General features: G+C 66.9%; 21 protein-coding genes. 9 read left to right on the forward strand and 12 right to left on the reverse strand.

From position 1 onward, the window contains the following. Positions 1–231 precede the first annotated feature (231 nt). Genes efeU through efeB form a run of 3 tightly spaced genes read left to right on the forward strand, consistent with a single transcriptional unit; the run spans position 232 to position 3,478 of the window. Positions 232–1,041 carry an iron uptake transporter permease EfeU gene (efeU, locus tag Q0A27_RS13935; RefSeq protein ID WP_291476338.1) on the forward strand — a complete coding sequence of 270 codons (810 nt, stop codon included), beginning with the start codon at positions 232–234 and terminating at the stop codon, positions 1,039–1,041. Next, positions 1,041–2,201 (forward strand): iron uptake system protein EfeO, encoded by a 1,161-nt coding sequence (efeO, locus tag Q0A27_RS13940; protein WP_291476339.1) that lies wholly within the window; start codon positions 1,041–1,043, stop codon positions 2,199–2,201. Before efeU ends, efeO begins: the two co-directional genes overlap by 1 nt. Beyond that, positions 2,201–3,478 (forward strand): iron uptake transporter deferrochelatase/peroxidase subunit, encoded by a 1,278-nt coding sequence (gene efeB, locus Q0A27_RS13945; protein ID WP_291476340.1) that lies wholly within the window; start codon positions 2,201–2,203, stop codon positions 3,476–3,478. The genes efeO and efeB overlap by 1 nt, the downstream gene beginning before the upstream one ends. Before the next feature lie 5 nt (positions 3,479–3,483). On the opposite strand, the gene Q0A27_RS13950 is transcribed toward efeB, so the two are convergent. The 7 genes from Q0A27_RS13950 to Q0A27_RS13980 all read right to left on the reverse strand — a co-directional run bounded on the left by Q0A27_RS13950 (position 3,484) and on the right by Q0A27_RS13980 (position 11,725). Next, positions 3,484–4,725 carry an MFS transporter gene (locus tag Q0A27_RS13950; RefSeq protein WP_291476341.1) on the reverse strand — a complete coding sequence of 414 codons (1,242 nt, stop codon included), beginning with the start codon at positions 4,723–4,725 and terminating at the stop codon, positions 3,484–3,486. Positions 4,726–4,729: 4 nt separating this feature from the next. Continuing rightward, positions 4,730–5,215: a MarR family transcriptional regulator gene (locus Q0A27_RS13955; RefSeq protein WP_291476342.1), complete on the reverse strand. Its 486-nt coding sequence runs from the start codon at positions 5,213–5,215 to the stop codon at positions 4,730–4,732. 125 nt (positions 5,216–5,340) lie between these two features. Further along, on the reverse strand, positions 5,341–6,936 hold the full coding sequence (gene serA, locus Q0A27_RS13960) for a phosphoglycerate dehydrogenase (RefSeq protein ID WP_291476343.1): 1,596 nt from the start codon (positions 6,934–6,936) through the stop codon (positions 5,341–5,343). Between the two features lie 202 nt (positions 6,937–7,138). Continuing rightward, positions 7,139–8,080, reverse strand: coding sequence for a cation diffusion facilitator family transporter (locus tag Q0A27_RS13965; protein ID WP_291476344.1), 942 nt, complete (start codon positions 8,078–8,080; stop codon positions 7,139–7,141). 163 nt (positions 8,081–8,243) lie between these two features. Next, a complete protein-coding gene (ilvC, locus tag Q0A27_RS13970; protein ID WP_291476345.1) occupies positions 8,244–9,257 on the reverse strand; it encodes a ketol-acid reductoisomerase in 1,014 nt (337 codons plus the stop codon). A gap of 105 nt (positions 9,258–9,362) precedes the next feature. Next, entirely contained in the window at positions 9,363–9,869 is a 507-nt protein-coding gene (gene ilvN / locus Q0A27_RS13975; protein ID WP_291476346.1) for an acetolactate synthase small subunit, read from the reverse strand. Continuing rightward, entirely contained in the window at positions 9,869–11,725 is a 1,857-nt protein-coding gene (locus Q0A27_RS13980; protein ID WP_291476347.1) for an acetolactate synthase large subunit, read from the reverse strand. Before Q0A27_RS13980 ends, ilvN begins: the two co-directional genes overlap by 1 nt. A gap of 328 nt (positions 11,726–12,053) precedes the next feature. Here Q0A27_RS13980 and Q0A27_RS13985 point away from each other — a divergent pair, with 328 nt between their 5' ends. The 3 genes from Q0A27_RS13985 (at position 12,054) to ilvD (ending at position 16,260) form a co-directional block, all read left to right on the forward strand. Then, positions 12,054–13,679 (forward strand): mechanosensitive ion channel domain-containing protein, encoded by a 1,626-nt coding sequence (locus Q0A27_RS13985; RefSeq protein WP_291476348.1) that lies wholly within the window; start codon positions 12,054–12,056, stop codon positions 13,677–13,679. Positions 13,680–13,834: 155 nt separating this feature from the next. Next, a complete protein-coding gene (locus tag Q0A27_RS13990; protein WP_291476349.1) occupies positions 13,835–14,371 on the forward strand; it encodes a PH domain-containing protein in 537 nt (178 codons plus the stop codon). A 38-nt stretch (positions 14,372–14,409) separates the two neighbouring features. Next, positions 14,410–16,260: a dihydroxy-acid dehydratase gene (gene ilvD, locus Q0A27_RS13995; protein WP_291476350.1), complete on the forward strand. Its 1,851-nt coding sequence runs from the start codon at positions 14,410–14,412 to the stop codon at positions 16,258–16,260. Positions 16,261–16,312: 52 nt separating this feature from the next. On the opposite strand, the gene Q0A27_RS14000 is transcribed toward ilvD, so the two are convergent. Next, on the reverse strand, positions 16,313–17,071 hold the full coding sequence (locus Q0A27_RS14000; protein ID WP_291476351.1) for an SDR family oxidoreductase: 759 nt from the start codon (positions 17,069–17,071) through the stop codon (positions 16,313–16,315). Positions 17,072–17,103: 32 nt separating this feature from the next. On the opposite strand from Q0A27_RS14000, the gene Q0A27_RS14005 reads away from it, so the two are divergent. Beyond that, complete coding sequence (locus Q0A27_RS14005) at positions 17,104–19,473, forward strand: excinuclease ABC subunit UvrA (protein WP_291476352.1); 2,370 nt, start codon at positions 17,104–17,106, stop codon at positions 19,471–19,473. On the opposite strand, the gene Q0A27_RS14010 is transcribed toward Q0A27_RS14005, so the two are convergent. After that, a complete protein-coding gene (locus Q0A27_RS14010) occupies positions 19,470–20,339 on the reverse strand; it encodes an ArgP/LysG family DNA-binding transcriptional regulator (protein WP_291476353.1) in 870 nt (289 codons plus the stop codon). The two genes, Q0A27_RS14005 and Q0A27_RS14010, sit on opposite strands and share 4 nt — an antisense overlap. Before the next feature lie 73 nt (positions 20,340–20,412). Here Q0A27_RS14010 and Q0A27_RS14015 point away from each other — a divergent pair, with 73 nt between their 5' ends. After that, a complete protein-coding gene (locus tag Q0A27_RS14015) occupies positions 20,413–21,138 on the forward strand; it encodes a LysE family transporter (RefSeq protein WP_291476354.1) in 726 nt (241 codons plus the stop codon). Here the strand turns inward: Q0A27_RS14015 and Q0A27_RS14020 are convergent, their stop codons facing one another. Then, positions 21,139–22,218: a DoxX family membrane protein gene (locus Q0A27_RS14020; RefSeq protein WP_291476355.1), complete on the reverse strand. Its 1,080-nt coding sequence runs from the start codon at positions 22,216–22,218 to the stop codon at positions 21,139–21,141. It lies immediately after the preceding gene. Positions 22,219–22,326: 108 nt separating this feature from the next. On the opposite strand from Q0A27_RS14020, the gene Q0A27_RS14025 reads away from it, so the two are divergent. After that, a complete protein-coding gene (locus tag Q0A27_RS14025; protein ID WP_291476356.1) occupies positions 22,327–23,388 on the forward strand; it encodes a glutathione S-transferase C-terminal domain-containing protein in 1,062 nt (353 codons plus the stop codon). A 22-nt stretch (positions 23,389–23,410) separates the two neighbouring features. Here the strand turns inward: Q0A27_RS14025 and pntB are convergent, their stop codons facing one another. Together pntB and Q0A27_RS14035 are read right to left on the reverse strand one after the other, a co-directional pair. Then, positions 23,411–24,910, reverse strand: coding sequence for a Re/Si-specific NAD(P)(+) transhydrogenase subunit beta (pntB, locus tag Q0A27_RS14030; RefSeq protein ID WP_291476357.1), 1,500 nt, complete (start codon positions 24,908–24,910; stop codon positions 23,411–23,413). Further along, complete coding sequence (locus tag Q0A27_RS14035; protein ID WP_291476358.1) at positions 24,910–26,445, reverse strand: Re/Si-specific NAD(P)(+) transhydrogenase subunit alpha; 1,536 nt, start codon at positions 26,443–26,445, stop codon at positions 24,910–24,912. Before Q0A27_RS14035 ends, pntB begins: the two co-directional genes overlap by 1 nt. Between the last annotated feature and the right edge of the window lie 307 nt (positions 26,446–26,752).

Genomic DNA, 26,752 nt, shown 5'->3' on the forward strand with positions numbered 1-26,752 from the left:
CCCCCCCCCCCCCCGCGCCCCCGGTGGGGGCCTTGTACCCACCCCCCCGGGGGGCCCCCCCGGTTGTAAAAATCCCCCCCCCCCCACACGGCCCCCCTCTTTTGCTACCACTGCAGCGGGACTAACATTCTCTTGCCCCAGAGCTTCGGTGAGCCTCACCATCATGCAGTCCGTCGGCATCGGCCCACTACGGCCGTAACAGTGCACGTCATTCATCAGAAAGCAGCCGCAGTGTTCTACACCAACGCTCTCATCGGTCTCCGCGAGGGTCTCGAAGCCACCATGGTGGTCATCATCCTCGCCGCGTACCTGAAAAAGACCGGTCAGCGCCGCTCCTACCCCTGGTTGTGGGGAGGTATCGTCGCCGCGCTCGCGGTGACAGTCAGCGTCTTCCTCATCATCCACTTCGGCACGAAGACCCTCACCACCACCGGCCAGGAACTCATCGGCGGCATCGCCTCCCTGGTCACCGTGGCACTGGTGGTCTGGATGCTGATCTGGATGAAGGGCGCGAGCAGGAACATGACCGCCGAGCTCGAGGGGAAGATGGAGAAGGCCGTGTCCGTGGGCCCGTTCGCCGTCGCCACCGTCGCCTTCATCGCCGTCGCCCGCGAAGGCATCGAGACCGCACTGCTGGTCTTCGACTCCTTCAGCCGCTCGCTGGGTGTCCCCTTCGCCGGGCTGATGACCGGCGTCGGCATCTCCATCGTCATCGGCGTCGCCCTGTACCTCGGCGCCGTGAAGATCAACCTGAAGATGTTCTTCCAGATCACCGGGGCGCTGCTGATTCTCGTCGCCGCCGGCATCCTGCGCTACGGCATCACCGACCTCCAGGAGGCCGACGTTCTGCCGGGCCTGTCGAACTACGCCTTCGACATCTCCGACGTCCTGGAGCGCGGTACCTGGTACGCCACCCTGCTGGAGGGCATGTTCAACATCGTCCCGAACCCGACGGTCCTCGCCTTCACCGGCTGGGCGGTCTTCCTCGTCATCGCTCTGCCTGCCTTCTTCCGGCCCACGAAAACCAAAGGATCCAAGTAATGAAGATCTCCCGTATCTCCCGCGCCGCACTCGCCGTTCCGGCGGTGATCGCTCTTCCGCTGGGAATGGTCGCCTGCGCCGACAAGGACGATGACGCCCCTGCGTTCGCCGTCACCGCCGACGACGAGAACTGCGACCTCGACGCCTACGACGCCACCACCGGCAACAACAGCTTCGAGGTGACCAACAACGGCAAGAAGATCACCGAGTTCTACGTCTACACCGACGGTGGACGCGTGGTCGGCGAGGTCGAGAACATCGGCCCGGGTGCCACCCGCAAGCTGCTGGTCTCCATCCCCGAAGCCGGCACCTACCAGGCCACCTGCAAGCCCGGCATGGTCGGTGACGGCATCAGCCACGACCTGAACGTCACCGGCGACGCGGTCGACCTCACCGAAGGCAGCGACACCCTCACCGCCGCCGTGGAGGGCTACCTGCGCTACGTGCGGTCCCAGACCACCGCACTGCAGGAGGCGACCGACACCTTCGTCCAGGCCATCCAGGACGATGACATCGAGACCGCGAAGTCCCTGTTCGCTCCGACCCGTATCTACTACGAGCGCATCGAGCCGATCGCCGAGTCCTTCCCGGATGACCTGGATCCGCGCATCGACCTGCGTGAGGCCGATCTCGAGGACGGCCAGGAATGGACCGGCTTCCACAAGATCGAGAAGGATCTGTGGGAGAAGGGCGAGATCACCGACGAGACCAGGGCGGACGCCGACCAGCTGGTCGAGGACATCGCCGAGCTCGTCGACGGCGTCAACGCCGACGACTTCACCGTCGCCCCAGACCTCATCGCCAACGGCGCCCACGGCCTGCTCGACGAGATCTCCACCTCGAAGATCACCGGCGAGGAGGACATCTTCTCCCACACCGACCTCTGGGACTTCCAGGCGAACCTGGACGGTTCCAGGGCCGCCGTCGCCTCCCTGGAGGACGCCATCGACGAGAAGGACGCCGACCTGCTGTCCGACATCAACGTCAAGTTCGACGCCGTCCAGGAGCGGCTGGACACCTTCCGTGACGGTGACGGCTTCGTCTACTACGACACGGTCGGCGAAGACGACCGTAAGAAGCTGTCCACCGTCCTCGACCAGCTCAATGAGCAGGTCTCCAAGGTCACCGGCGTCATCACGGCAGCGGAGAGCGGCAGGTAATGTCCGACCGGCCCGTTTCCCGCCGTCATTTCCTCACCGGGCTCGGTGTCACCGGGCTCGGTGCGGCCGCCCTCGGCACAGCAGGTGTCGCAGGTGTCGGTACACTGGCCGCCTGTTCCACCGACGATGACAGCCAGGTGGTCCCCTTCCGGGGTGTCCACCAGGCCGGCGTCACCACCGCGCAGCAGGAGCACCTGCACATCGTGGCGTTCACGGTGCTCACCGAAGACCGGGATGAACTGCGGGACATGCTGTCTACCTGGACTTCCATGGCTGAGCGGTTGACGACGGGCGAGCAGACCACCGAGGGCGGTGCCCTCACCGACTCCGACGCCGACATCACCGACGATCCGGACAATCTACTCAACCAGGTTCCGGAAGACACCGGTGAGGCGCTGGACCTGGCGTCCGGAAATCTCACCGTCACCGTGGGTTTCGGACCGTCGCTGTTCGACGACCGCTTCGGTCTGAAGGACCGGAAGCCGGAGGAACTGGAACCGTTGCCGAAGTTCCCCGGCGACCAGCTGCAGGACGCCCTGTGTGACGGGGACATCGTCATCCAGGCCTGCGCAGACGACCCCCAGGTCGCGGTCCACGCGGTGCGCAACCTCACCCGGGCCGGTACCGGCGTGGTCGCGGTGAAGTGGTCCCAGCTGGGCTACGGTGCCGCATCGAAGACCACGAAGGAGGAGGACACCCCCCGCAATCTCTTCGGGTTCAAGGACGGCACCCGCAACATCACCGCCGACGAGACCGACGACATCGAGAAGATGGTGTGGGTCTCCGATGACGGTTGGATGACCGGGGGCACCTACATGTGCGTCCGGCGGATCCGGATGCTGCTGGAGGTGTGGGACCGCCAGATCCTGGACGACCAGCAGCACACCTTCGCCCGCTACAAGGGGTCCGGAGCACCGATCGGGACGGATGCCGAGAACGCCGACGTCCCCTTCGACCTCTACCTCGGTACCGGTGGCCCGGCGATCCCGGAGGACTCGCACGTCTTCCTGGCCCACCCCGACCAGAACGACGGCCAGCGGATGCTGCGCCGGGCCTACAACTTCATCGAGGGCTCGGACTCGATGGGGCACCTGTCGGCGGGGTTGTTCTTCATCGCCTATGTCTCGGCACCGTCGGTGAACTTCACGCCGATCCAGATGCGGCTGTCGCACAGCGACAAGATGAACGAGTACGTCCGCTACGAGTCCAAGGCGGTCTTCGCCTGCCCGCCCGGCCTGGCCGAGGGCGAGGACTGGGGCACGGCGCTGTTCGGCTAGACCGGCTACACCGCGTGGGGGCCGTGTGCCTCCACCGCGTTGCGGGTGAGGAGCATGACCACCACGGCGATCACCGCAGCACCCGCGGCAACGTAGTACGGGGTGGAAAGGTCGGCATGCTCGGCGATCTTCGTGGAGGCGTACGGGGCGATGACGCCGCCCATCCACCGCACGAAGTTGTAGGCGGCGGACGCCACGGGCTGGGGGTGGTCAGAGACGCTCATGGCCATCTCGGTGTACACGGTGTTGTTGATGCCCATCATCGCACCGGAGACGATGACCAGGACGATGACGACGGCCTTGTTGTCGTGCCCGAGACCGAGCGCCACGTAGATGACGAGCAGGCCGATGAGCATGAGCATGGACGTGTCGGCCGCGCCGACCCGGTTCTGGAGCAGCGGGGCGACGAACACCGAGCAGACGGCGAGCGCGCAACCCCAGCCGAAGAAGATCAGACCGATGCCGTACTCCCCCGATTCCTTGATGACCGGGAGGAAGGGGCTGAAGGCCAGCACGGTGAAGAATCCGAAGTTGTAGAACAGGGCCGAGAACGAGACACCGAACAGTCCACCGTGACGCAGGGCCTTGAGGGAGTCGAGGAATCCGGTCTTCGTCGCCGGCTTCGGCACCTCAGGCAGCTTCCACAGCAGCACGACGAGGGCGATGAGCATGAGCACGGCGGTACCGAAGAACGGTCCGCGCCAGTTCATGTGGCCCAGCACGGCACCGACGAGCGGGCCACAGGCCATACCGAGACCGAGGGCTGCCTCGTAGAGGATGATCGCGACGGCACGTCCGCCGGTGGCCACGGCCACGATCACGGCGAGCGCGGTGGCGACGAACAGGGCGTTGCCCAGACCCCAGCCGGCACGGAAGCCGACCAGTTCACCGACGCTGTTCGAGGTACCTGCCAGGCCGGCGAAGATGACGATGAGGGCGAGTCCGGCGAGCAGCGTCTTCTTGCCGCCGATGCGGCTGGAGACCGCGCTGGTGACGAGCATCATCACGGCGGTCACCGCGAAGTAGCTGGTGAACAGCAGCGAGACCTCGGAGGGACCGGCGTCGAGGTTCTCGGCGATGGCCGGGAGGATGGGGTCGACCAGACCGATCCCCATGAAGGCGAACACACACGCCAGGGCGGTGGCCCAGACAGCGACCGGTTGGTGCAGCATGGACTGCTTCTCTGATTCGAGCGTTGCGGCATCCATGCTCGCCGGGCGTTGTTCCTTCACCTGATGTCCGCCCACGCGGTCATCGCCTCCTGTTGTCGTCTCCTGCTGTCAGATCCCGGACGACGTCCTCAGCCAGACTTCCCAGCGGGCTGAGTCCGTCCCGGATGCGTCGCACTTCCTCGTCGGAGAGCCTTTCCAGGTGGACGCCGAGGACGCGGTTGCGCTCCCGGTTGACCCGCTCGAGGGCACTACGCCCCTCGGCCGTGATCTCCACCAATGTGACCCTGGCGTCCTGGTCGGACCTCGTCCGCTGCACCAGCCCGGCACCTTCCAGGCGCGAGACCAGCTGACTCATCCCCGGCTGGGTGACACCGCCGAGAGCGGCGAGGTCACCGATCCTGGCGGGCTCCGAGGACAGCGTGTTGAGGACGCTGACCTGGGGTGTGGAGAGGTCACCGGGATACTCGAGAAGTCGGGTCATCTGGACTGCGGTACGGACGGTGTCACGCACCTGCTGGGCGAGTCCGATACTGGCGTCAGACGGCTCTTCGTCGTTGTGCGACACGATGTAGAATCCTATTATATAAGCGGGTTATTTACAACTCTGGCGGCGGATACGTCAGAACCCGGGCAGACGCTGCGGAAAGTGCGGCGCCCGTCCGGGTTCAGTACGGAACCGTTCAGTTCAGACTATGCCAGGTCCAGCTGGACAGCGCGGGAGGCGGAGAGCGCCTCGCCGATCTGGGAGACCAGCTCGGCCGGGATCTCCTTCTCGACGCGCAGGACGAGGGTGGCGGAATCCTCGTCGAGATCCTGGGACAGGGCGGCGGCGTTGATGTTGATACCCTCGCGACCCAGGAAGGTACCGACGGTACCCAGGGCACCCGGCTGGTCGCTGTAGGTGAGGAAGAGGTTCAGGCCGTCGGCACGCAGGTCGAGACCACGGTCATTGATCCGGACGATCTTCTCGACGTGCTCCAGGCCGGTCAGCGCTCCGATCACGGCGACGGATGTACCGTCACCGGCGACAGCCTTGACCTCGAGGACGGAACGGTGGGTGACGGACTCGTCAGCTGTGCTGACGGACAGCTCCACGCCGCGCTCCTCGGCGATCTGCGGGGTGTTGACGAAGGTGACCTGCTCGTCGACGACGCCGGCGAAGACGCCGCGCAGGGCGGACAGACCCAGGGCGTCGACCGACTCGCTGGACAGCTCGCCGCGGGCCTCGACGGAGACGCTGGTGACCGGGGCGTCCAGCAGGGCGGAGGCGACCTTGCCGAGCTTGGTGGCGAGGTTCAGCCACAGGGCGACCTCCTCGGAGACCTTGCCGCCGGTGACGTTGACGGCGTCCGGCACGAAGTCGCCGGCCAGGGCCTTGAGGACGGACGCAGCGACGTCGGTGCCGGCGCGGTCCTGGGCCTCGACGGTGGAGGCACCCAGGTGCGGGGTCACGACGACCTCGTCGAGCTCGTACAGCGGGGAGTCGGTGCAGGGCTCGGTGGAGTAGACGTCGAAGCCGGCGCCACGGATCTGACCGCCCCTGATGGCGTCCGCGAGAGCCTGCTCATCGACCAGACCGCCGCGGGCGGCGTTGATGATGATCTGACCCTTCTTGGACTTCGCCAGGAGCTCGGCGTTGAACATGCCCGCCGTCTCCTTGGTCTTCGGCAGGTGGATGGTGACGAAGTCGGCGCGGGCGACCAGCTCGTCGAGATCGACGAGCTCGACACCGAGCTGGGCGGCGCGGGCCGGGTTGGCGTAGGGGTCGTAGGCGACGATCTCGGTCTCGAACGCGGCGAGGCGCTGGGCGAACAGCTGGCCGATATGACCGAAGCCGACGATACCCACGGTCTTGCCGAAGATCTCGACACCCTTGAAGGAGGAACGCTTCCACTCGGCGTCACGCAGGGTCTTGTCGGCGGCCGGGATCTGGCGGGCGGCCGACAGCAGCAGGGCGATGGCGTGCTCGCAGGCGGAGTGGATGTTGGAGGTCGGCGCGTTGGCGACCATGACGCCCTTGGCGGTGGCGGTCTCGATGTCCACGTTGTCCAGGCCGACGCCGGCACGGCCGACGATCTGGAGCTTGGGAGCAGCGGCGAGGACCTCGGCGTCGACGGTCGTGGCGGAGCGGACGAGCAGGGCGTCAGCGTCCTTGACAGCCTCCAGCAGTTCCGGGCGGTTCGGACCGTCGACCCACCGCACCTCGACGGAGTCTCCGAGGGCATCCACGGTGGACTGGGCGAGCTTGTCGGCGATGAGAACGACGGGACGGGAATTCTGGCTCACAGGATCTCCTGAAAAGTGTGATGTTCCTGAACCACCCGGCACGACCGCGTCGGATGGCAGGGCCCACGCCTGGACAACCTCCCGGCAACGCGGCCGGGTGGCGGTGGCGTACGACTACGGACAGCTTAGTACGTCGTTCCCCGGCAATGGGATGCGGGCGGGAAAAAGTGACCATCCTGTGGGAATCGTCTCACCCTGACAGTCAGCCGCAGACCGAGTCCTCGTGGTTCTCGTGCCCGGGTACCTCGACCTGGACGGTCGCATGGTCGATGCCGTGGCCCCGGAAGATCTCCTGCACACGGTCCAGCACCGCACACTGTGCCGCGTCCTGCGGTTGCTGCTGCGAAGCACCGTCGGCGACGACGTGGACGGACGCGAGCGCAGACTCCCCGTCCACACTCCACACGTGGAGATCGTGGATCCGCTCCACCCCGTCGAGGCCGACCAGTTCCTCCTGGAGATCGGTCGGATCCACGGCGTCCGGCACCCGCTCCATGAGCACCGCGCCGGCGGTGCGCAGCAGCTGCCATGACCGCGGCAGGATGAGCAGGGCGATGACCAGGGACGCCACGGGATCGACCCAGTGCCAGTCGGTGACGCTGATGACCAGTGCCGCGATGATGACCGCCACCGAGCCGAGCAGATCGGCCAGCACGTGGAGATAGGCGCCGCGCATGTTGAGGGACTCCCCCTGTCCCCCGTTGAGGATGACGGCGGAGACGAGGTTCGCGACCAGACCGACGACCGCGACGACGAGCATCATGCCGGTCTCGACCTCGACCCCCTCCCCCATCCGACGGAATGCGGAGACCGCGATCCACACCGCGATGACGCAGACGGCGCCGGCGTTGACGGCGGCGGCCAGGACCTCGGCACGACGGAAACCGTAGGTGGAGCGGCGGGTGGCCGGGCGGGAACCGATGAGCATCGCCAGAGCGGCGACGATGAGGCCACCGGCGTCGGAGAGCATGTGTCCCGCGTCCGCCAGCAGTGCCAGCGAGCCGGAGATGACGCCGCCGACGACCTCGGCGATGAAGATGACCGAGGTGATGCCGATGACGATCCAGAGCCGCTTCCCCCGGACCTGCGAATGGTCGTGCGGATGATCGTGGGCGTGGTCGTGACCCATCAGGGCCCCTCTCATTTTCATTAACGGTACGAGTCCCAGGATAGATACATAAACGTCGCAGTTCAAGACCTATTTTAGGTAAGGGTAATCGTTTCCATTAGTCAGCTGTCACCGCACAGAAGAATCCCCCGGGCACTGCAGGTGCAGTGCCCGGGGGAAGATCCGCGGAGGGAGAAGACTACGCGGTGGCGTCGAGCGGATTCTTGACCCAGCTCATCATGTCGCGCAGCTTGGATCCGGTGACCTCGATCGGGTGCTTGGCGAAATCGGCGCGCAGACCCTCGAGCTCCTTGTTGCCACCCTCGACGTTGGCGATGAGGCGCTTGGTGAAGGTGCCGTCCTGGATGTCCGTCAGGATGTCCTTCATGCGGGACTTGGTGCCGGCGTCGACGACGCGCGGGCCGGAGAGGTAGCCACCGAACTCGGCGGTGTCGGAGACCGAGTAGTTCATGTTGGCGATGCCACCCTCGAACATGAGGTCGACGATGAGCTTCAGCTCGTGGAGGCACTCGAAGTAGGCCATCTCGGGCTCGTAGCCGGCCTCGGTGAGGACCTCGAAGCCGGTCTTGACGAGCTCCTCGGTGCCACCGCAGAGCACGGCCTGCTCACCGAAGAGGTCGGTGACGGTCTCCGCCTCGAAGGTGGTCGGGATGACACCGGCGCGGGCACCACCGATGGCGGCGGCGTAGGACAGGGCCAGGTCGCGGCCCTCGCCCTTCGGGTCCTGCTGGACGGCGATGAGGCAGGGCACGCCCTTGCCGTCGACGAACTGACGACGGACCAGGTGGCCCGGACCCTTCGGGGCGGCCATGGCGACGGTGATGTTCGCCTCCGGCTTGATCAGCTCGAAGTGGATGTTCAGGCCGTGGCCGAAGAAGATGGCGTTGCCGTCCTCGAGATTCGGGGCGACCTCCTCGGCGTAGACCTTGGCCTGGGTGGTGTCCGGGACCAGGATCATGATGACGTCGGCCCAGGCGGTGGCCTCGGCGTTAGAGAGGACCTTGAAGCCGGCTTCCTCGGCCTTGGGGGCGGACTTGGAGCCCTCACGCAGACCGATGACGACCTCGACACCGGAATCGCGCAGGTTCTGGGCGTGGGCGTGGCCCTGGGAGCCGTAACCGAGAACGGCGACCTTGTGACCCTGGATGATCGACAGGTCAGCGTCGGCGTCGTAGAAAACGTCAATTGCCATGGGAGAACAACCTTTCGTGGGATGTAACGGACTCTGCACTGGATCGTAGCAGAATGTGTACCAGACTGTGAGACGGGGTGTCTCACAAGATGAATACGGGGCGGGTCAGAGCTTGGCGGGGTACATGGCCTTCGGACCACGGCTCAGCGCCGTGAGGCTGGACTCGACGAGCTCACGGATGCCGTAGGGCTCGAGGACCTCCAGCATCGCCTGCAGCTTGGTCGGGGTACCGGTGGCCTCGATGACGAGGGACTCCGGTCCGACGTCCACGACGTGGGCGCGGAAGAGCTTGGCAGCCTCGACGACCTGGGTGCGGTTGGAGTTGTCCGCGCTGACCTTGACCAGCATCAGACTGCGGCAGACGATGCTCTCCGGGTCGTGGCGGGAAACCTTGATCACCGGGATCAGCTTGTTGAGCTGCTTTGTGATCTGCTCGATGACGTGGTCCTCGCCCTCCACCTGGATGGTGAAGCGGTTGACACCCTCGACCTCGGTGCGTCCCGAGGCGATGGAGATGATGCTGAAGGCCCGTCGGGTGAACATTCCCGTGATGCGGGACGCGATGCCGTCGACGTCCTCACACAGCACGCTGAGAGTGTGGATCTGCGACATTAGTTCTGCTCCCCTTCCTGGATGGTGGAGTGGATGGCCTCCGGCGTCTCGGCGGCGGAGTTCTCGTCGTCGAACAGCGGGCGGAGATCGCGGGCGTACTGGACCTCGTCATTGGAGGCGCCGGCGGCGATCATCGGCCACACCTGGGCGTCCTCACCGACGATGAAGTCGATGACGACCGGGCGGTCGTTGATCTCGCGTGCCTGGCGGATGACGTCGGCGACGTCGTCCTTCTCGGTGACGCGGAAGGCGGCACAGCCCATGGACTCGGCCAGACCCACGAAGTCGGGGAGGTAGTTCTCGCCCGGCTTGAGGTTGGTGTGCGAGTAGTGCTTGTCGAAGAACAGGGTCTGCCACTGGCGGACCATGCCCAGGTTGCCGTTGTTGATCAGCGCGACCTTGATCGGCAGACCCTCGACGGCACAGGTGACCAGTTCCTGGTTGGTCATCTGGAAGCAGCCGTCGCCGTCGATGGCCCAGACCTCGGTGTCCGGGCAGGCGGCCTTGGCGCCCATGGCGGCGGGCACGGAGTACCCCATGGTGCCGAGTCCGCCGGAGTTCAGCCAGGTACGCGGCTTCTCGTAGTCCACGAACTGGGCGGCCCACATCTGGTGCTGGCCGACGCCGGCGACGTAGATGGCGTCCGGACCGGCCTGCTGGGACAGGGACTCCAGGACGAACTGCGGGGCGAGCTTGCCGTCCGCCGGCCACTCGTAGCCGCGCGGGAAGTCGTTCTTCAGACCGTCGAGGTAGCTGCGCCAGTCGGTGAGCTTCGGGGACGGAAGGGACGCCATCGCGTCGGTCAGGGCGACGAGGACCTCGCGGGCGTCACCGACGATCGGCACCTGGGCCTCGCGGATCTTGCCGATCTCGGCGGGGTCGATGTCGGCGTGGATGACCTTGGCATTCGGGGCGAAGGAGTCCACGTCACCGGTGACGCGGTCGTCGAACCGGGCGCCCAGGGCCAGGATAAGGTCTGACCTCTGCAACGCCGCGACGGCGGGGACGGTGCCGTGCATGCCCGGCATGCCGAGGAACTGCGGGTGGGACTCCGGGAAGGTACCCAGCGCCATCAGCGTGGTGGTCACCGGGATGCCGGTGGCCTCCGCGAAGGCGAGGAGGGCCTCGGAAGCCTCCGCCTTGAGGACGCCGCCACCGGCGTAGATGACCGGACGCTTCGCCTCGGACAGCAGGCGGGCAGCCTCGTCGATCTGACGGGAGTGCGGTGTGGTGACCGGGTGGTAGCCGGGCAGGCGGTAGCTCGGCGGCCAGACGAAGTCGAGCTCCGCGTTCTGGACGTCCTTCGGGATGTCGACGAGCACGGCACCGGGGCGTCCGGTGCTGGCGACATGGAAGGCCTCCGCGATGGCCGCGGGGATGTCCTCGGGGCGGGTCACCATGAAGCTGTGCTTGGTGATCGGCATCGTGATGCCGCGGATGTCGGCCTCCTGGAAGCCGTCGGTGCCCAGCAGATGGGTACCGACCTGGCCGGTGATGGCGACAACCGGGACGGAGTCCATGTTGGCGTCGGCCAGCGGGGTCACCAGGTTGGTCGCACCGGGGCCGGAGGTGGCGATGCACACGCCGACCCGGCCGTTGGCCTGGGCGTAGCCGGTGGCTGCGTGGCCGGCCCCCTGCTCGTGGCGGACGAGGATGTGGTTGAGCTTCTCCGACCCGTAGATCGCGTCGTACAGCGGCAGGACAGCACCGCCGGGAAGTCCGAAGACCACGTCCGCTCCAAGCTCTTCGAGCGATCGGACGACAGCCTGGGCGCCGTTGATGCGCTCGGGCCGACGGCCGCGTCCGGTGGCGGCGACGGTGGCGGGACTGGGGTGTGAGCGTGAGGTGTCGGTCACAGTCCGTGCACTCCTTTTCGGGTCATGGGTCGTGGAAGTCAGATGCTCCGAAACTGACTGACGCCCCCTGACCCGGCGTGTCGTACGCCGGGCGGGGGCGCCAGAGTGTTCCGCGAAATTACCGCAGGGGCTCTAGCGCCCGGCGGGTACGAGAAGTCGGAACATCGTCATGCCGGTGAGGTTAGCCCACCGCACCCCTCCGGGTCAACGCGTTGGCCACATTGTTCCCACCCGCTGATACCCCTGTTCCCATTCTGTGGTCGCTCTGCGGCGGCTGACGGCGACCGGAACAGCGTCCTCCCAGATTCGACGACTACGGTCGGTGCCCATGAACTGGAAGTACCTTCTGCTCGATTTCTGGAGCTGGATTGTCGACCACGGACTGACGCTCGCAGCGGCGATCATCGTCGGTATCCTCATCCCCCGCATCGGTCGCCTCATCGTCCGCATCGTCACCGAGCGGATGACCCGGGGTGAGGAACAGACCAAGAGCCAGCTCGCGCTGGTGGGTGCACTGGTCTACATCCTCGAGGTCGTCGCCTACTTCTTCGTCGTCTACACGGTGCTCACCAATCTCGGCGTCTCGGCCGTCGGGGCGGCGGTCCCCGCCACCGTGGTCTCCGCCGCCATCGGTTTCGGTGCCCAGACAGTCATCGGGGACTTCCTCTCCGGTTTCTTCATCATCTCCGAACACCAGTACGGCGTCGGCGACACCGTCTCCTTCGACGGGGTCAGCGAGCAGGTCATGGGCACCGTCGTCCGGCTGACCCTGCGTTCCACCCAGATCCGCACCGCCAACGGCGAGCTGATCACCGTGCCGAACAGCCAGGCCAGTGTGACCATCAACTACTCACAGCAGTGGTCGTCCGCGGTTGTCGACCTGGATATCCCGATGACCGACGACGACACCATGACAACACTGTCCGACACGGTCGCAATCGTCTCTGAGCGGGCGATCGACACAGCCGGCGTCCGCGAGGACATCCTCGGAGAGGTCACGGTCATGCCGGCGATGAGCATCACCGCCCCCACTGCCGCAGGTGTGCCGTGGAGCGTGGGCATGCGCGTCACCGTCGATGTCGCCCCCGCCACCCAGTGGAAGGTACAGCGTGCGATCCGCGCCGCCCTCATCAACGAATTCTGGGACCGTTTCCAGGCCCCCGGCGACCGTCCGACCCCCTACGCCGGTCCGCCCACCCAGGAGTTCCCGCCGGTCACTCCCCCGTCCGACAAGGACGCGAAGACCACCACGGACGCCCCGCAGGCCGGCGATCCCCGACCGGCGGACTTCACACCGGCCGCCCTCGAGGACGCAAAGGACGCAGAGGACGCAAAGGACGCAGAGGACTCTGAGGGCACAGCGGAGACGTCGACGGGCGGTCCCGGGGCCACCGACTACGACGCAGTCGCCGCCGATGTCGCCGAGAACGGGATCTGGCGCAACATCGACACGAAGTCGAAGTTCGTCCGGGTGCTCAGTCTCGGCGGGCGGATCCGGCCGTCGTCGACCGTCCTCCTCATCGCCATCATCGTGCTGGCCATCCTCGCGGTGCTGTCCACGAACCCCTCGAGCGGAAGCTCCAACATCCTCTCCCCCGACCGTTGGGCGCCGGCGACGACGACGTCGACGACTGAACCCACCACAGAGGCCCCCGCACCCCAGACCGCGGTCACCACGCCGGAGACCGGGGACGCCACCCCGACCGAACAGGACGGGACCGTCACCGACGACAGCACCCGGGGAACCGGCACGGACACCGGCACGGACACCGGCACAGGCACCGGCGCAGGCACCGCGTCCCCCACCACCACGGGCGGTCAGTCCGGCGACCAGACCGACACCACCGGTGACAGTTCCCCACAGCCTGAGGAGCCCAGCAACCCGGCGTCCCGGTTCGGATTCAACCGCTCCGGCGGTACCGACAGCGGCGACACAGCGTCCCCGACCACCTAGGCCCGGCAGCTGGCCGGGTAGTCGGGAGCCGATGCAGTCGGGACCACCGCCTGCTGCTTAAATGGACGGTTATGAGTTCCACGCACGATGACAGGGAAGACGAGACCTCTCAGGACCGGCTTCCGTACCAGGTCCGGGTGGATCAGGGACATCTGATGGCTGCGGTCGTCATGCTGGTGATGAGCATCGTGGCCATCGCCTACGCACCGTCGGTCCTGTTCTGGCTCCCCGTTCTCCCACTGCTGTTCATCGTCTGGATCCTGCGGTGCCGTACGACCTTCTACGACAAGGGGATCACGGCGCGGTACCTTTTCCGTAAGTCGGCGTCGTTGGCATGGGAGGACTTCGACGCACTACGATTTACCCGAGGAGGCAAGGCCCTTGCCGTCCGGACCGACGGGACATCATTCCCGCTGCCGGGCGTCAGTTTCAACTCGCTGATTGACCTCAGCGAAGCGACGGAGGGCAGAATCCCCGACCCGGTGACCCCGAGTCTCACCGCCATCGACGAGTCGGTCAAGGTGGTCAACCGCGACGGCTACGCCGTGCTCATGGACAAAGACGAGTACGTCGAGTACGAGGCCGCACGGCGGACCGGCCAGATGGCCAGGGAAGAGCTTGAGCGTCGTGACGAGGCGCGACGGAAGAATGATTCCGGCTCCCCGGAAGACAACGACCCCCAGGGCCGTTGAACTGTACAACTGCATCCACTCTGTAAGGACCTGCCCACATGAACACAATCCCGTTCCGTTCCTCTGTCACCACCCAGGGACGCAACGCCTCCGGCGCCCGCTCCCTGTGGCGTGCCACGGGCATGACCGACGATGACTTCGACAAGCCGATCATCGCGATCGCGAACTCCTACACCCAGTTCGTCCCGGGTCACGTCCACCTGAAGAACGTCGGCGACATCGTCGCCGAGGCAGTCAAGGAGGCCGGCGGCGTCGCCCGCGAGTTCAACACGATCGCCGTGGACGACGGCATCGCCATGGGACACTCCGGCATGCTGTACTCCCTGCCGAGCCGTGAGATCATCTCCGATTCGGTCGAGTACATGGTCAACGCCCACCAGGCGGACGCCATCGTCTGTATCTCCAACTGCGACAAGATCACTCCGGGCATGCTCAATGCCGCGATGCGTCTGAACATCCCGGTGGTCTTCGTCTCCGGCGGTCCGATGGAGGCCGGCAAGGCCGTGGTCGTCGACGGTGTGGCCCACGCCCCCACCGACCTGATCACCACGATCTCCGCCTCGGCCAACGACCAGGTCACGCAGCAGGGTCTGCTCACCGTCGAGCAGGCCGCCTGCCCGACCTGCGGTTCCTGCTCCGGTATGTTCACCGCGAACTCGATGAACTGCCTCACCGAGGCTCTCGGTCTGTCCCTGCCGGGCAACGGTTCGACCCTGGCGACCCACGCCGCGCGCAGGAACCTCTTCAGCGAGGCCGGACGTCTCGTCGTCGACCTGTGCCGACGCTACTACGGCGAGGGTGACAACTCCGTGCTGCCGCGCTCCGTCGCGACCAAGGAGGCCTTCCAGAACGCGATGGCCCTCGACATGGCCATGGGTGGTTCCACCAACACTGTGCTGCACATCCTCGCCGCCGCCCAGGAGGGTGGCGTCGACTTCGACCTGCAGGACATCGACGACCTGTCCAAGACCGTCCCCTGCCTGTCCAAGGTCGCGCCGAACGCCGACTACCACATGGAGGACGTCCACCGGGCCGGTGGTATCCCCCGCATCCTCGGTGAACTGTGGCGTGGCGGCAAGCTCAACGAAGACGTCCACACCGTGCACTCCCCGTCCCTCAAGGACTGGCTGGAGCACTGGGACATCTCCGCGGAGAATCCGGCCCAGGAGGCCGTCGACCTGTACCACGCCGCTCCCGGTGGCGTCCGCACCACCGAACCTTTCTCCACGGAGAATGTGTGGGACAGCCTGGACCTCGACGACGAGAACGGCTGCATCCACTCCGTGGAGCACTCCATCACGGCCGACGGTGGTCTGGTCATCCTGCGCGGCAACCTCTCCCCCGACGGCGCGGTGATCAAGTCCGCCGGTATCGACGAGTCCCTGTGGCACTTCTCGGGTCCGGCGCTGGTCGTCGAGTCCCAGGAGGAGGCGGTGCAGGTGATCCTCAAGAAGAAGATCAAGGCCGGCAACGTCATCATCGTCCGCTACGAGGGTCCTGCCGGCGGCCCGGGTATGCAGGAGATGCTGCACCCCACCGCCTTCCTCAAGGGCTCCGGCATGGGCAAGAAGTGCGCCCTGGTCACCGACGGCCGGTTCTCCGGCGGTTCCTCCGGCATCTCGGTCGGCCATGTCTCCCCCGAGGCTGCCGCCGGTGGCCTGATCGGTCTGATCCGTGACGGCGACACGGTCACCATCGACGTCCACAACCGTCAGCTCAACGTGGAGATCTCCGACGAGGAGATCGCCTCCCGTCGCGCGGAGATGGAGGCCTCCGAGAACCCGTGGAAGCCGGCCACCCGCCAGCGCAAGGTCACCAAGGCCCTGCGTGCCTACGCGAAGATGGCCGCCAGCGCCGACAAGGGTGCTGTCCGCGTCGTCGAGGATTAGTTTTTCCCGCGTCATCACGGCCGACGCTGCTGACGAGGCCCGGGGCCGCCGCTCAGAACGTGCCCGGGTATGCCCCACCGTCGAGCAGCAGGTTCTGGCCGGTGATGTAGGACGCCTGCTCCGAGCACAGGTACGCACAGGCCGCCCCGAACTCTGCCGGGTCCCCGAAGCGTCCGGCCGGGATACCCTCCGGTGCCGGTAGATCCTCACCCGGTGCGACCCCGGCGGTCTCCCGGATCCGGTCGGTGGCGAACCTCCCGGGCAGCAGGTTGTTCAGCGTGACACTCGACGAGGCCAGCTGCGGTTGCCGGGCGACACCTGCGACGAAGCCCGTCAGCCCTGAACGCGCCCCGTTGGACAGGCCCAGGTTCGCGATCGGCGCCTTCACCGACCCAGAGGTGATGTTCACGATGCGGCCGAAACCGCGGGACGCCATGTCGTCCACCGTCGCCTTGATCAGTTCCACCGCAGTGAGCATGTTCTGACGCAGTGCCCCGAGCCAGGCGTCCTCATCCCACTCGCGGAAGTCGCCGGGCGGCGGGCCGCCCGCGTTGGTCACCACGATGTCGATCTGTGGGGCGGCGTCCAGGAGTTCCTCACGCACAGCGGCATCCGCCACGGAGCCGACGATCTCGCGGACCTCCACACCGTGGCGACGCAACCGCTCCGCGGACTCACCCAGCGTGTCCGCATTCCGCGCATTGACCACCAGGTTCACACCCTCGGTGGCCAGCGCGTCCGCACATCCGAAGCCCAGTCCCTTACTCGACGCGCAGACCACGGCCCAGCGTCCTGCTATTCCCAGATCCATGGCGCCCACGGTACCGCCTAGACTGGGCGGTCATGTCTGACCTGATCTCCGTGCACGACGCCCACCTGCGCAACCTCCGCCACGTCGATGTGGAACTTCCCCGCAATGCGCTGGTCGCGGTGACCGGGGTGTCCGGATCGGGGAAGTCGTCGCTGGCCTTCGGCACGATCCACGGTGAAGCGCAGCGCCGCTATCTGGAATCCGTCGCCCCGTTCGCCCGCCGTCTGATCGCCGGCGCGGTGGACCCGAAGGTCGCGCGGATCGAGGGACTCCCCCCGACGGTCGCTCTGGAGCAGAACCGGGCCGGCGGCGGTGCGCGGTCGACGGTGGGGACGTTCTCCACCGTGTCCAACTCCGTGCGGCTGCTGTACTCCCGCTGCGGCGACTACCCCGCCGAGCTGCGCGACAGAGTGGGTCGGCTGGATTCAGACCACTTCTCCCCCAACACCGCCGCCGGGATGTGCCCGACCTGCCAGGGCACGGGGACGGTCCACGCACCGACGGAACAGTCGATGGTGCCGGACCCGTCACTGTCCATCGACGAGGGGGCGATCGCCGCATGGCCCGGCGCGTGGCTGGGCAAGAACTTCCATGACATCCTCGTCACCCTCGGCTACCGTACCGACCTCCCCTGGCACGACCTGCCGCAGACCGAGCGCGACTGGATCCTGTTCACCGACGACAGGCCGGTGGTCACGGTGCATCCGGTGCGCGGCGCCGACCAGATTCAACGCACCTACGACGGCACCTGGCGGTCGGTCTCGGTGTACCTGCGCGAGACTCTGGCCGCCACCGGATCGGAGTCGACCCGCAGGCGCGTGCTCTCCTTCATGGACCATGCGGTGTGCCCGGACTGCGGTGGACGCCGCCTCACTCCGGACGCTCTGCATGTCACCTACCGCGGCTACCCGGTGGATGAACTCAATGCCCTCTCTCTGGCGGCCTTGCGGGAACTGCTGGAACAGGGCTCCGTCACCACGGAGGACGCCGCCGACGCAGCGACGGAGGCCGAACGCCTCCTGCTCGACCAGGTCCTGCCGACACTCACCGCCGCCGTCGACCTGGGTCTCGGGCATCTCAGCCTGGACCGCCCGGCGACCACGCTGTCCGCCGGTGAGATGCAGCGGCTACGACTGGCCTCCCAGCTGCACTCCGGCCTGTTCGGGGTGGTCTACGTCCTCGACGAGCCCTCGGCCGGTCTGCACCCGACCGAGCGCACCGCGGTCCGTGAACTGATGGACCGTTTCCTGGGCACCGGCAACAGTGTCATCCTCGTGGAGCACGATATGGCCCTGGTCGCCGACGCCGACCATGTCATCGATGTCGGCCCGGGTGCCGGCGAGCTCGGCGGGGAGGTCCTCTGGTCAGGCCCGGTGGCGGGCCTGGCCGCGCAGGACACTCCGACCGGACGCGCGCTCGCGGCATCCTTCCCCACCCTGAAGGATGCCCCGCGACCCGCGACGGACGGCGTGCCGGTGCGTGCCACCGCGCGCACCCTCGATGTGGACGCCACCCTCGGCCTCGGCCAGTTCACCGCGGTCACAGGCATCTCCGGGTCCGGGAAGTCGACCCTGGTCTCCCAGGTGCTCCCCGGCATACTGGAGGCCACCGGCCTACGTGCGCTGTTGATCACCCAACAACCCATCGGACGGACGCCGCGCTCCACGCTGGCCACCTACACCGGCCTGTTCGACCGGGTGCGCAAGCTCTTCGCGGACACCGACGAGGCGAAGCGACGCGGATGGACGGTCTCCCGGTTCTCCTACAACGTCACACAGGGCCGCTGCCCCACCTGCGACGGAGAGGGGACGATCGAGGTGGAGCTGGTGTTCCTGCCCGGCAGCTACACGACCTGCCCCGACTGCCACGGTGCCCGGTACAACCCGGAGACCCTGGAGGTCACCTGGCACGGGTACACCGTAGCGGAGATCCTCGACCTCACCGTGGCCGAGGCCCGGGGCGTGTTCACCGAGGAGCCGCAGATCGCCGCCGCACTTCAGGCCCTGCACGCGGTCGGTCTGGACTATCTGCGGCTGGGCCAGGGTGCCCCGGAGCTCTCCGGCGGCGAGGCTCAGCGCATCAAGCTGGCGACCGAACTGCAGCGCTCCGGAAAGACGCGACGACGCACCCCGACCGTGCACCTGCTGGACGAGCCGACGACCGGACTCCACCCGGCGGACGTGGACCTGCTGGTCACCGAACTGCACCGCCTGGTGGACGCCGGGGACTCCGTGGTGGTCGTCGAACATGACCTGCGGGTTGTCGCGCAGGCGGACCGGGTGATCGACCTGGGCCCGGGTGCGGGAGCCGACGGTGGCCGGATCATCGCCGACGGAACACCTGCCGAGGTCGCGGCAACGGATACGGCAACCGGTCGGGCGCTGGCGGCGTCCTCCGGTTAATCCAGCCCCACCGCCGCCGCCGCGTGGATCGCGTCGGTCAGCGCCTCCAGCGTGTCCGATTCCAGCCGCCACCGCTGCCAGTAGAGCGGCACTTCGAGGACATCGTCGCTGAGCCGGGCCATGGTGCCGGCGTCCACGAACGGCGTCGCAGCGGGCACGGGGACCACCGTCCAGCCCAGACCTGCGACCACGGCATCGTTGAGCCCCTCGAAACTCGGGATCCGGGAAACCCGCCGTCCCACATCCGGGATGATGCCGTGCAGGTCGAGGATGTCATCGGTCATCCGGTCATGCTCACCGATGATGAGCAGCGGCAGGTTCTCCCATCCGCCGCCGTCCTCGCTGTCCAGACGATCGGCCAGGGCCGGGGATCCGACCGGCCAGTAGCGCAGCACACCGAGTTCCTCGACCTCACAGCCAGGGACCGGATCGGCGGATGCGGTGACCACCCCCATACAGTCGCCCCGGCGCAGCATCTCCAGGGAATGCTGCTCATCCTCCACCGTCAACCGCAGCGCGATCCCGCCCTGTTCCGCGACGGTCCGCAGCACAGGTCGGAACCAGGTACCCAGCGAGTCCGCATTGACGCCGACAGTCACCGGACGCTCGCTGATACGTCCCCGCAACCGGTCATCGGTCTCCTGTTCCAGCAGCCGCAGGCGTCGGGCCGCCTGGACAAGCACCTCCCCGGCCTCGGTCACGCCGACCGGTGAGCCACGCCGCACTACCACCCGGCCGACGTCCGATTCGAGCGCCTTGATCCGCTGGCTGACCGCCGAGGGGCTCACGCCCAGACGCGAGGCTGCGGCGTCGAAACTCCCCTCATCGACGACAAGCAGCAGAGTGTCGAGGTGACGTGGGATCATGAAGCCGATCTTACGTCAGTTCAGAAGTGCTTGGTTGTCTTCATCGGGGGTGGTTCCTAGGCTCATCCGGGTGATGACCGCTACCCTTGCCTCCCAGTTCCATGTCGCCCTCTCCGGACTGCTGTTCCAGCTGACCGTCATCGTCGGTATCGGGCCGCAGAATATCGTCCTGCTCAAGCAGGGTGTGCGACGCTGGGGTGTGGGCCTGGTCGTCTCCGTGTTCATCATCGGCGACATCGTGCTGCTCACCCTCGGCACCGCCGGCGTGGCGGTCGTCGTGGAGAAGATGCCGCTGCTGCTGGAGATCCTGCGCTGGGGCGGCGTGGCCTACCTGCTGTGGTTCGCCACCACCTGCCTGCGTGACGTGCGCAACCCCACCCCGATCGACACCTCCACCGAGCGTCCTTCGGTGGAGACGGTAACTGTGCACTCCCCCGACGCCGGCTCTGATTCCGCCGTGGCCACGCTCACCCGCATTCCGCTGCGCACCCGGGTGACGACCCGGATGCCGGCACTGGCCGCGCTCCCCACCGCACTGGCCGTGACCTTCCTCAACCCGGCGGCCTGGGTCGACGGCATGATCGTCTTCGGCACCATGTCCAACCAGTACGGGAGCGACGGAAAGTGGGTCTTCACCGTCGGCGCCCTGGTCGGCTCGGTGCTCTTCTTCGTCGGGGTCGGCTACGCCGCCCGACTGCTCGCCCGGCCACTGTCGAAGGTGTCCGTCTGGCGGTGGATCAACCTCGGCATCGGCGTCCTCATGCTCGCCATGGCCGCGCGCCTGGCGATGATGGGCTGATCAGAACGGGTTTCCCCCGCCGAGGAGCACCCATGCCGCCGCGGCACCGGCGATGCCGATGACCGCCCACAGCCAGGCGGACGCCCTCGGGCGGGTCGCCCAACCACGGGAGACGTCCGCGCCGTATCGGCCGGGGCCGGTGAAGATGAGCACCAGGCCGAGCAGACCCAGGATCGCCCAGATCTGGACGTCCTTGCTCATCTCATAGGGCCAGTAGCCGGCACCGGACTGCGAGAGCTCGAACAGGGCCATGAAGCCCGCGCCGACCAGTGCGAAAGCACCGCCGACCGGCGTCGCCAGCCCCAGCAGCAGCAGCCCACCACCGACGAGCTGGACCACCGGCAGGGCGATCGCGAGAACATCGGCCGCCGTGAAGTCGAACAGCCGGCTCTCCAGGGCATCGACCCCCGGATCACCACCGAACCCGAAGAGGGTCTGGGCACCACGCAGGATCAGCAGGACGCCGACCACGATGCGCAGGATGAGCAGTCCCAGGTCCAGGGTGCCGCGCGGGGTGGACGTCACCGCGACAGCACCGGCCTCCTGCTCTGCATCCCCGGTACCGTCGAGCTCCTCGGCGTTCACGGCATTCTCTGTGTCAGCGCCGTCGATGTCCCCGACCTGGCGGGTGTCGTCGAAGACGGCGGTCTCGTAGTCGGGACCGTAACCGCTGGCATAGGCGTCGTCTCCGGCCGGCGCATCGGGGGGGACGGCCACCGGATCGAAGACGCGCGTCGCGGCGTCTTCGTCGTCCAGGGCGTCGGAGCTGCCCGACTCGACGGGGCCGCCGATCACCTGTGTGGCCCCGGCGGACTCCTCCGGCGAGGACGCGAAGACGGTGGTCTCCGTGTCCTCCGCCTCAGGCTCCGGTTCGGGTTCAGGTTCCGGTTCAGGAGCCTTGGGCACGATCTTCTGTGGACGGGCGCGCCCGGTGACGTCGTAGATGTCTCGGGCGGGACGCGGGGCTTCCGGGACATCGGTCTCCGGGGCATCTGGCACGTCGATGCCCCCGAGGTCGTCCACGGTCTCGAAATCAGGGTCGGGGTCGGGTCGGCGGGGGTTCTTCGTCTCATCAGTCACATCCCCACCATAAACACCGAATCCCCGCCACAGCGGTAGACACGACCGGCCCACCCGGGGATTCGGCCTAGTCTGGGGAGGAACGGAACAACTACCGAGGAGGACGCAGTGGGATACGTCGAGGCCGGCGGCTACGACCGGGACATGAACTACATCGACGACCGGGTCGTGGAACACCCTGAGGGCGACCGGGAGTGGCCGGTCGAGGCCGGGCGCTACCGGCTCGTCGGATCCCGGGCCTGCCCCTGGGCCCACCGCGCGATCATCACCCGTCGGCTCGTCGGGCTGGATGTCGGACCGGACGCCGGCCCAGGCGGTACCGGTCCGGCCCCGCTGTCGCAGGGGCTGTGCGGTCCCACCCACGACTGGAAGTCCTGGACCTTCGACCTCGACGTGGACTCGGTGGATCCGGTACTCGGCGTCGGCCGACTGCGGGACTGCTACCTGCACCGGTACGCGGACTACCCGAAGGGGATCACCGTCCCCGCTCTGGTGGAGGTCAACTCGAAGGCCGTGGTGACCAATGACTTCCGCTCCATGGTCACTGACCTCGCCACACAGTGGGCCCCGCTGCACCGGTCCGGCGCCCCGGACCTCTACCCCGCTGAGCTCCGTGAAGAGATCGACGCGATGGCGGACCTCAACTTCCGCACCGTGAACAACGGGGTGTACCGCTGCGGGTTCGCCGGGGACCAGGCGTCCTACGAGGACGCCTTCGCCGTACTCTTCGCCCGGCTCGATGAGCTCGAGGAGCACCTGGCCACCCGCCGGTACCTCGTCGGTGAGCACCTGACGCTCGCGGATGTCTACCTCTTCGCCACACTGGTGCGTTTCGACCATGTCTACCACGGGCACTTCAAGTGCAACCGGAACAGGATCGCCGAGATGCCGAACCTCTGGGGCTACCTGCGCGACCTCTTCCAGACCCCCGGTATCGGAGACACCGTCAACCTCGACCACATCAAGCAGCACTACTACCGGGTGCACGCCGACATCAACCCCACCGGCGTGGTCGCGGTCGGGCCGGATCCGGCGGCGTTCTACACCCCGCACGACCGGGAGCGTCTCGGGGGCACGCCGTTCTGGAATGCGGCCGGGAACGCAGAAGCCCCGGCCGCGCCGCGTCCGGAAGATATCCGGGACGGCGACGAGGCCGGGGCTTTCGCCTGAGCGGTCCTGTTGAGAGGGCCGGTTACAGGGCGGAGGTGATCTTCTCGACGGAATCCTTGGCGTCGCCGAGGAGCATGTCGGAGTTCTCGTTGAAGAACAGCGGGTTCTGGACGCCGGCGTAACCGGCACCCATGGAGCGCTTGAACACGACGACGCGGTTGGCGTCCCACACCTTGAGCACGGGCATGCCGGCGATCGGCGAGCCGGGCTCTTCGGCGATGGGGTTGACCGTGTCATTCGCGCCGATGACGAGCACCACGTCGATGTCGGCGAAGTCGTCGTTGACCTCGTCCATCTCGAGCACGATGTCGTAGGGCACCTTGGCCTCGGCCAGGAGCACGTTCATGTGACCGGGCAGACGGCCGGCGACCGGGTGGATGCCGAAGGTGACGTCGACACCCTTTTCGCGGAGCTTGGAGACCATTGCGGCCACCGGGTACTGGGCCTGGGCCACGGCCATGCCGTAGCCCGGGGTGATCATCACGGACTTGGCGTTCTTCAGCAGCTCGGCGGTCTCCTCGGCGGTGACCTCGGTGTGCGTGCCGTAGTCACGGTCGTCACTGGAGGACGCCTCGGTGCCGAAGCCACCCAGGATGACGGAGATGAACGAACGGTTCATCGCCTTGCACATGATGTAGGACAGGTAGGCACCGGAGGAACCGACCAGTGCGCCGGTGATGATGAGCAGCGGGTTTGCCAGCATGAAACCGGCCGCTGCGGCAGCCCAACCGGAGTAGGAGTTCAGCATGGACACGACGACCGGCATGTCGCCGCCACCGATGGCGGCGACGAGGTGCAGACCCAGCAGCAGGGCCAGGACGATCATGATGCCGAGGATCGTCCATGCGACAGCCTTGTTGTCGGCCTCTTCGGTACCGGTGAGGATGAAGAAGACCATGCCGACGACGGAGAGGACGATGATCGCCAGGTTCAGCAGGTTACGACCCGGGAGGGTGAGCGGGGCACCCTTCATACGGGCAGAGAGCTTCAGGTAGGCGATGATCGAGCCGGTGAAGGTGACGGCACCGATGAAGATGCCGAGGTAGACCTCACCGAGGTGGAACTTCTCGTAGCCGGCCTCGGAGGTGTGCTCGGCGTGGATGAAGGAGTTGACACCGATGAGCACGGCGGCCGCACCCACGAAGCAGTGCAGCATCGCGATGAGCTCGGGCATGCCGGTCATCTCGACCTTGCTGGCACGGGCGATACCGATGACGGCACCGATGAGCATGGCGACCGCGACGAGGAGGATGGTGACCCAGGCGTCGTTGTAGTTCTCGGGGTCCGCGTGGGACTGGACGGCAGCCTTGAAGACCGTGGCCACCAGCGCGATGGTCATACCGGCGATGCCGAAGGTGTTGCCCCGGGCGGCGGACTGCTGCTTGGACAGACCGGCGAGAGCCAGGATGAACAGCAGGGCCGCGACGAGGTAGGCGAGAGTGGAGATCCGGTCGGTCCAGTCCAGGAGATCCTGGGACACATCCGGGTTGGTGACCTCAGTGGCGAGGATGAAGGAATTCATCAGTTACCTCCCTGGAACATGGCGAGCATGCGTCGGGTGACGGCGAAGCCACCGAAGATGTTGATCGAGGCGATGACGATCGCGATGAACGCCAGGACCGCGATCGCCGCATTCGACGATCCGACCTGGAGCACGGCACCGACCAGGATGATGCCGGAGATCGCGTTGGTCTCACTCATCAGCGGTGTGTGCAGGGAGTGCGTGACCGCGGTGATGACGTAGAAGCCGACCACGACGGCGAGCATGAGGATCATGTAGTTCGTGGTCACCGACAGCGGGCTGGCGAGCACGAGTGCCACACCGAGCGCACCGGCGACGATCTTCCACCACAGACCGGAACCCTTCGGCTCCTCTTCTTCGGCCTCGGCGGCAGCAGCGGCCGGAGCGGGCGCCGGTGCGGCGGAGACCTTCACGGGCGGCGGCGGCCACAGGATGTCGGACGCCGACCCGGTGGCGGACGCCTGGGTGACCGTGATGCCACGGACGATCTCGTCGTCCATGTCCAGGACCAGCCGGCCGTCCTTGCCCGGGGTGACGAGCTTGAACAGGTTGACGATGTTCTGGCCGTAGAGCTGGGAGGACTGCGCAGGAAGGCGTCCTGCCAGGTCGGTGTAGCCGATGATCTTCACACCGTTGTCGGTCTCGGTCACCTCACCGGGGACGGTGAGTTCACAGTTACCGCCGTTGGCGGCGGCCATGTCGACGATGACCGAACCGGGGGTCATCGCGGCGACGTCGGCCGCGGTGAGCAGCACCGGGGACTTGCGACCCGGGATGTTAGCGGTGGTGATGACGATATCGGCCTGGGCGGCCTGCTCGGCGTAGAGCTTCGCGGCGGCGGCAGCCTGGTCCTGCGTCATCTCCTTGGCGTAGCCGTCGTCGGACTTCTCCGAGGCGGTCGGGATGGCGACGAACTCGGCGCCCATCGACTCGACCTGCTCGGCGGTCTCCGGACGGAGGTCGGTGGCCTTGACGACCGCACCCATGGAGTTGGCGGTACCGATGGCGGCGAGGCCTGCCACACCGGTGCCGATGACGTACACGGTGGCGGGCGGAACCTTACCGGCGGCGGTGACCTGACCGGTGAACAGTCGACCGAAGGTGTTGGCGGCCTCGATGACCGCACGGTAACCGGCGACGTTGGCCTGTGAGCTGAGCACGTCCATGGCCTGCGCACGACTGATGCGCGGGACGGTGTCCATCGCCATGGCCGTGAGGTTCTCCGCCGCGAGATCGGCGACCAGCTCGTCGTTGCGCCCGGGGGCGAGACGGGCGATAAGCGTGGCCTGCGGCTTCATGGCCGCACGCTGCTCGGCGGAGGGAGTGTCGAGCGTGGTGATGATGTCGGCCGTGGACCAGACGTCATCGCCGACGATCCGCGCACCGGCGGTCTCGTACTGGCTGTCGGGGTGGTTTGCCTGGTCGCCGGCACCGGACTGGACAGCGACGTCGTAGCCCAGCTTGATGAGCTTGCCGACGGTGTCCGGGGTGGCAGCGACCAGTGTCTGTGGTTCCCTGGGGATACCAATGAGCAACGGAGGGCTCCTCGAAGAGCGGGGGTCGGTCGCCGGGCTTCCAGGTTCACAGGCACACGGATGGGTGGCCGGGGCGCCGGAAGCTCGCAACGGACCGGTCGTAAAAGGGGTCACGTCTGTAAACGTCTGATTAAGTATGCAGTCTCATGCGACGTACGTCACCGGTTTTCCGTTAAGCACCCTGACACCTCTGTAAGTTCACCCCCACATCACCCCCGAAACGGGTGAAAAACGCCGAAACCCCCGCAGGATTGTTATTTCTTCAAGAAACACTCCTGCGGGGGCTATGATGCCCGGCGGTTCACAC

Origin of the sequence: Corynebacterium sp. (assembly GCF_022712275.1) — a bacterium.
Classification (GTDB): domain Bacteria; phylum Actinomycetota; class Actinomycetes; order Mycobacteriales; family Mycobacteriaceae; genus Corynebacterium.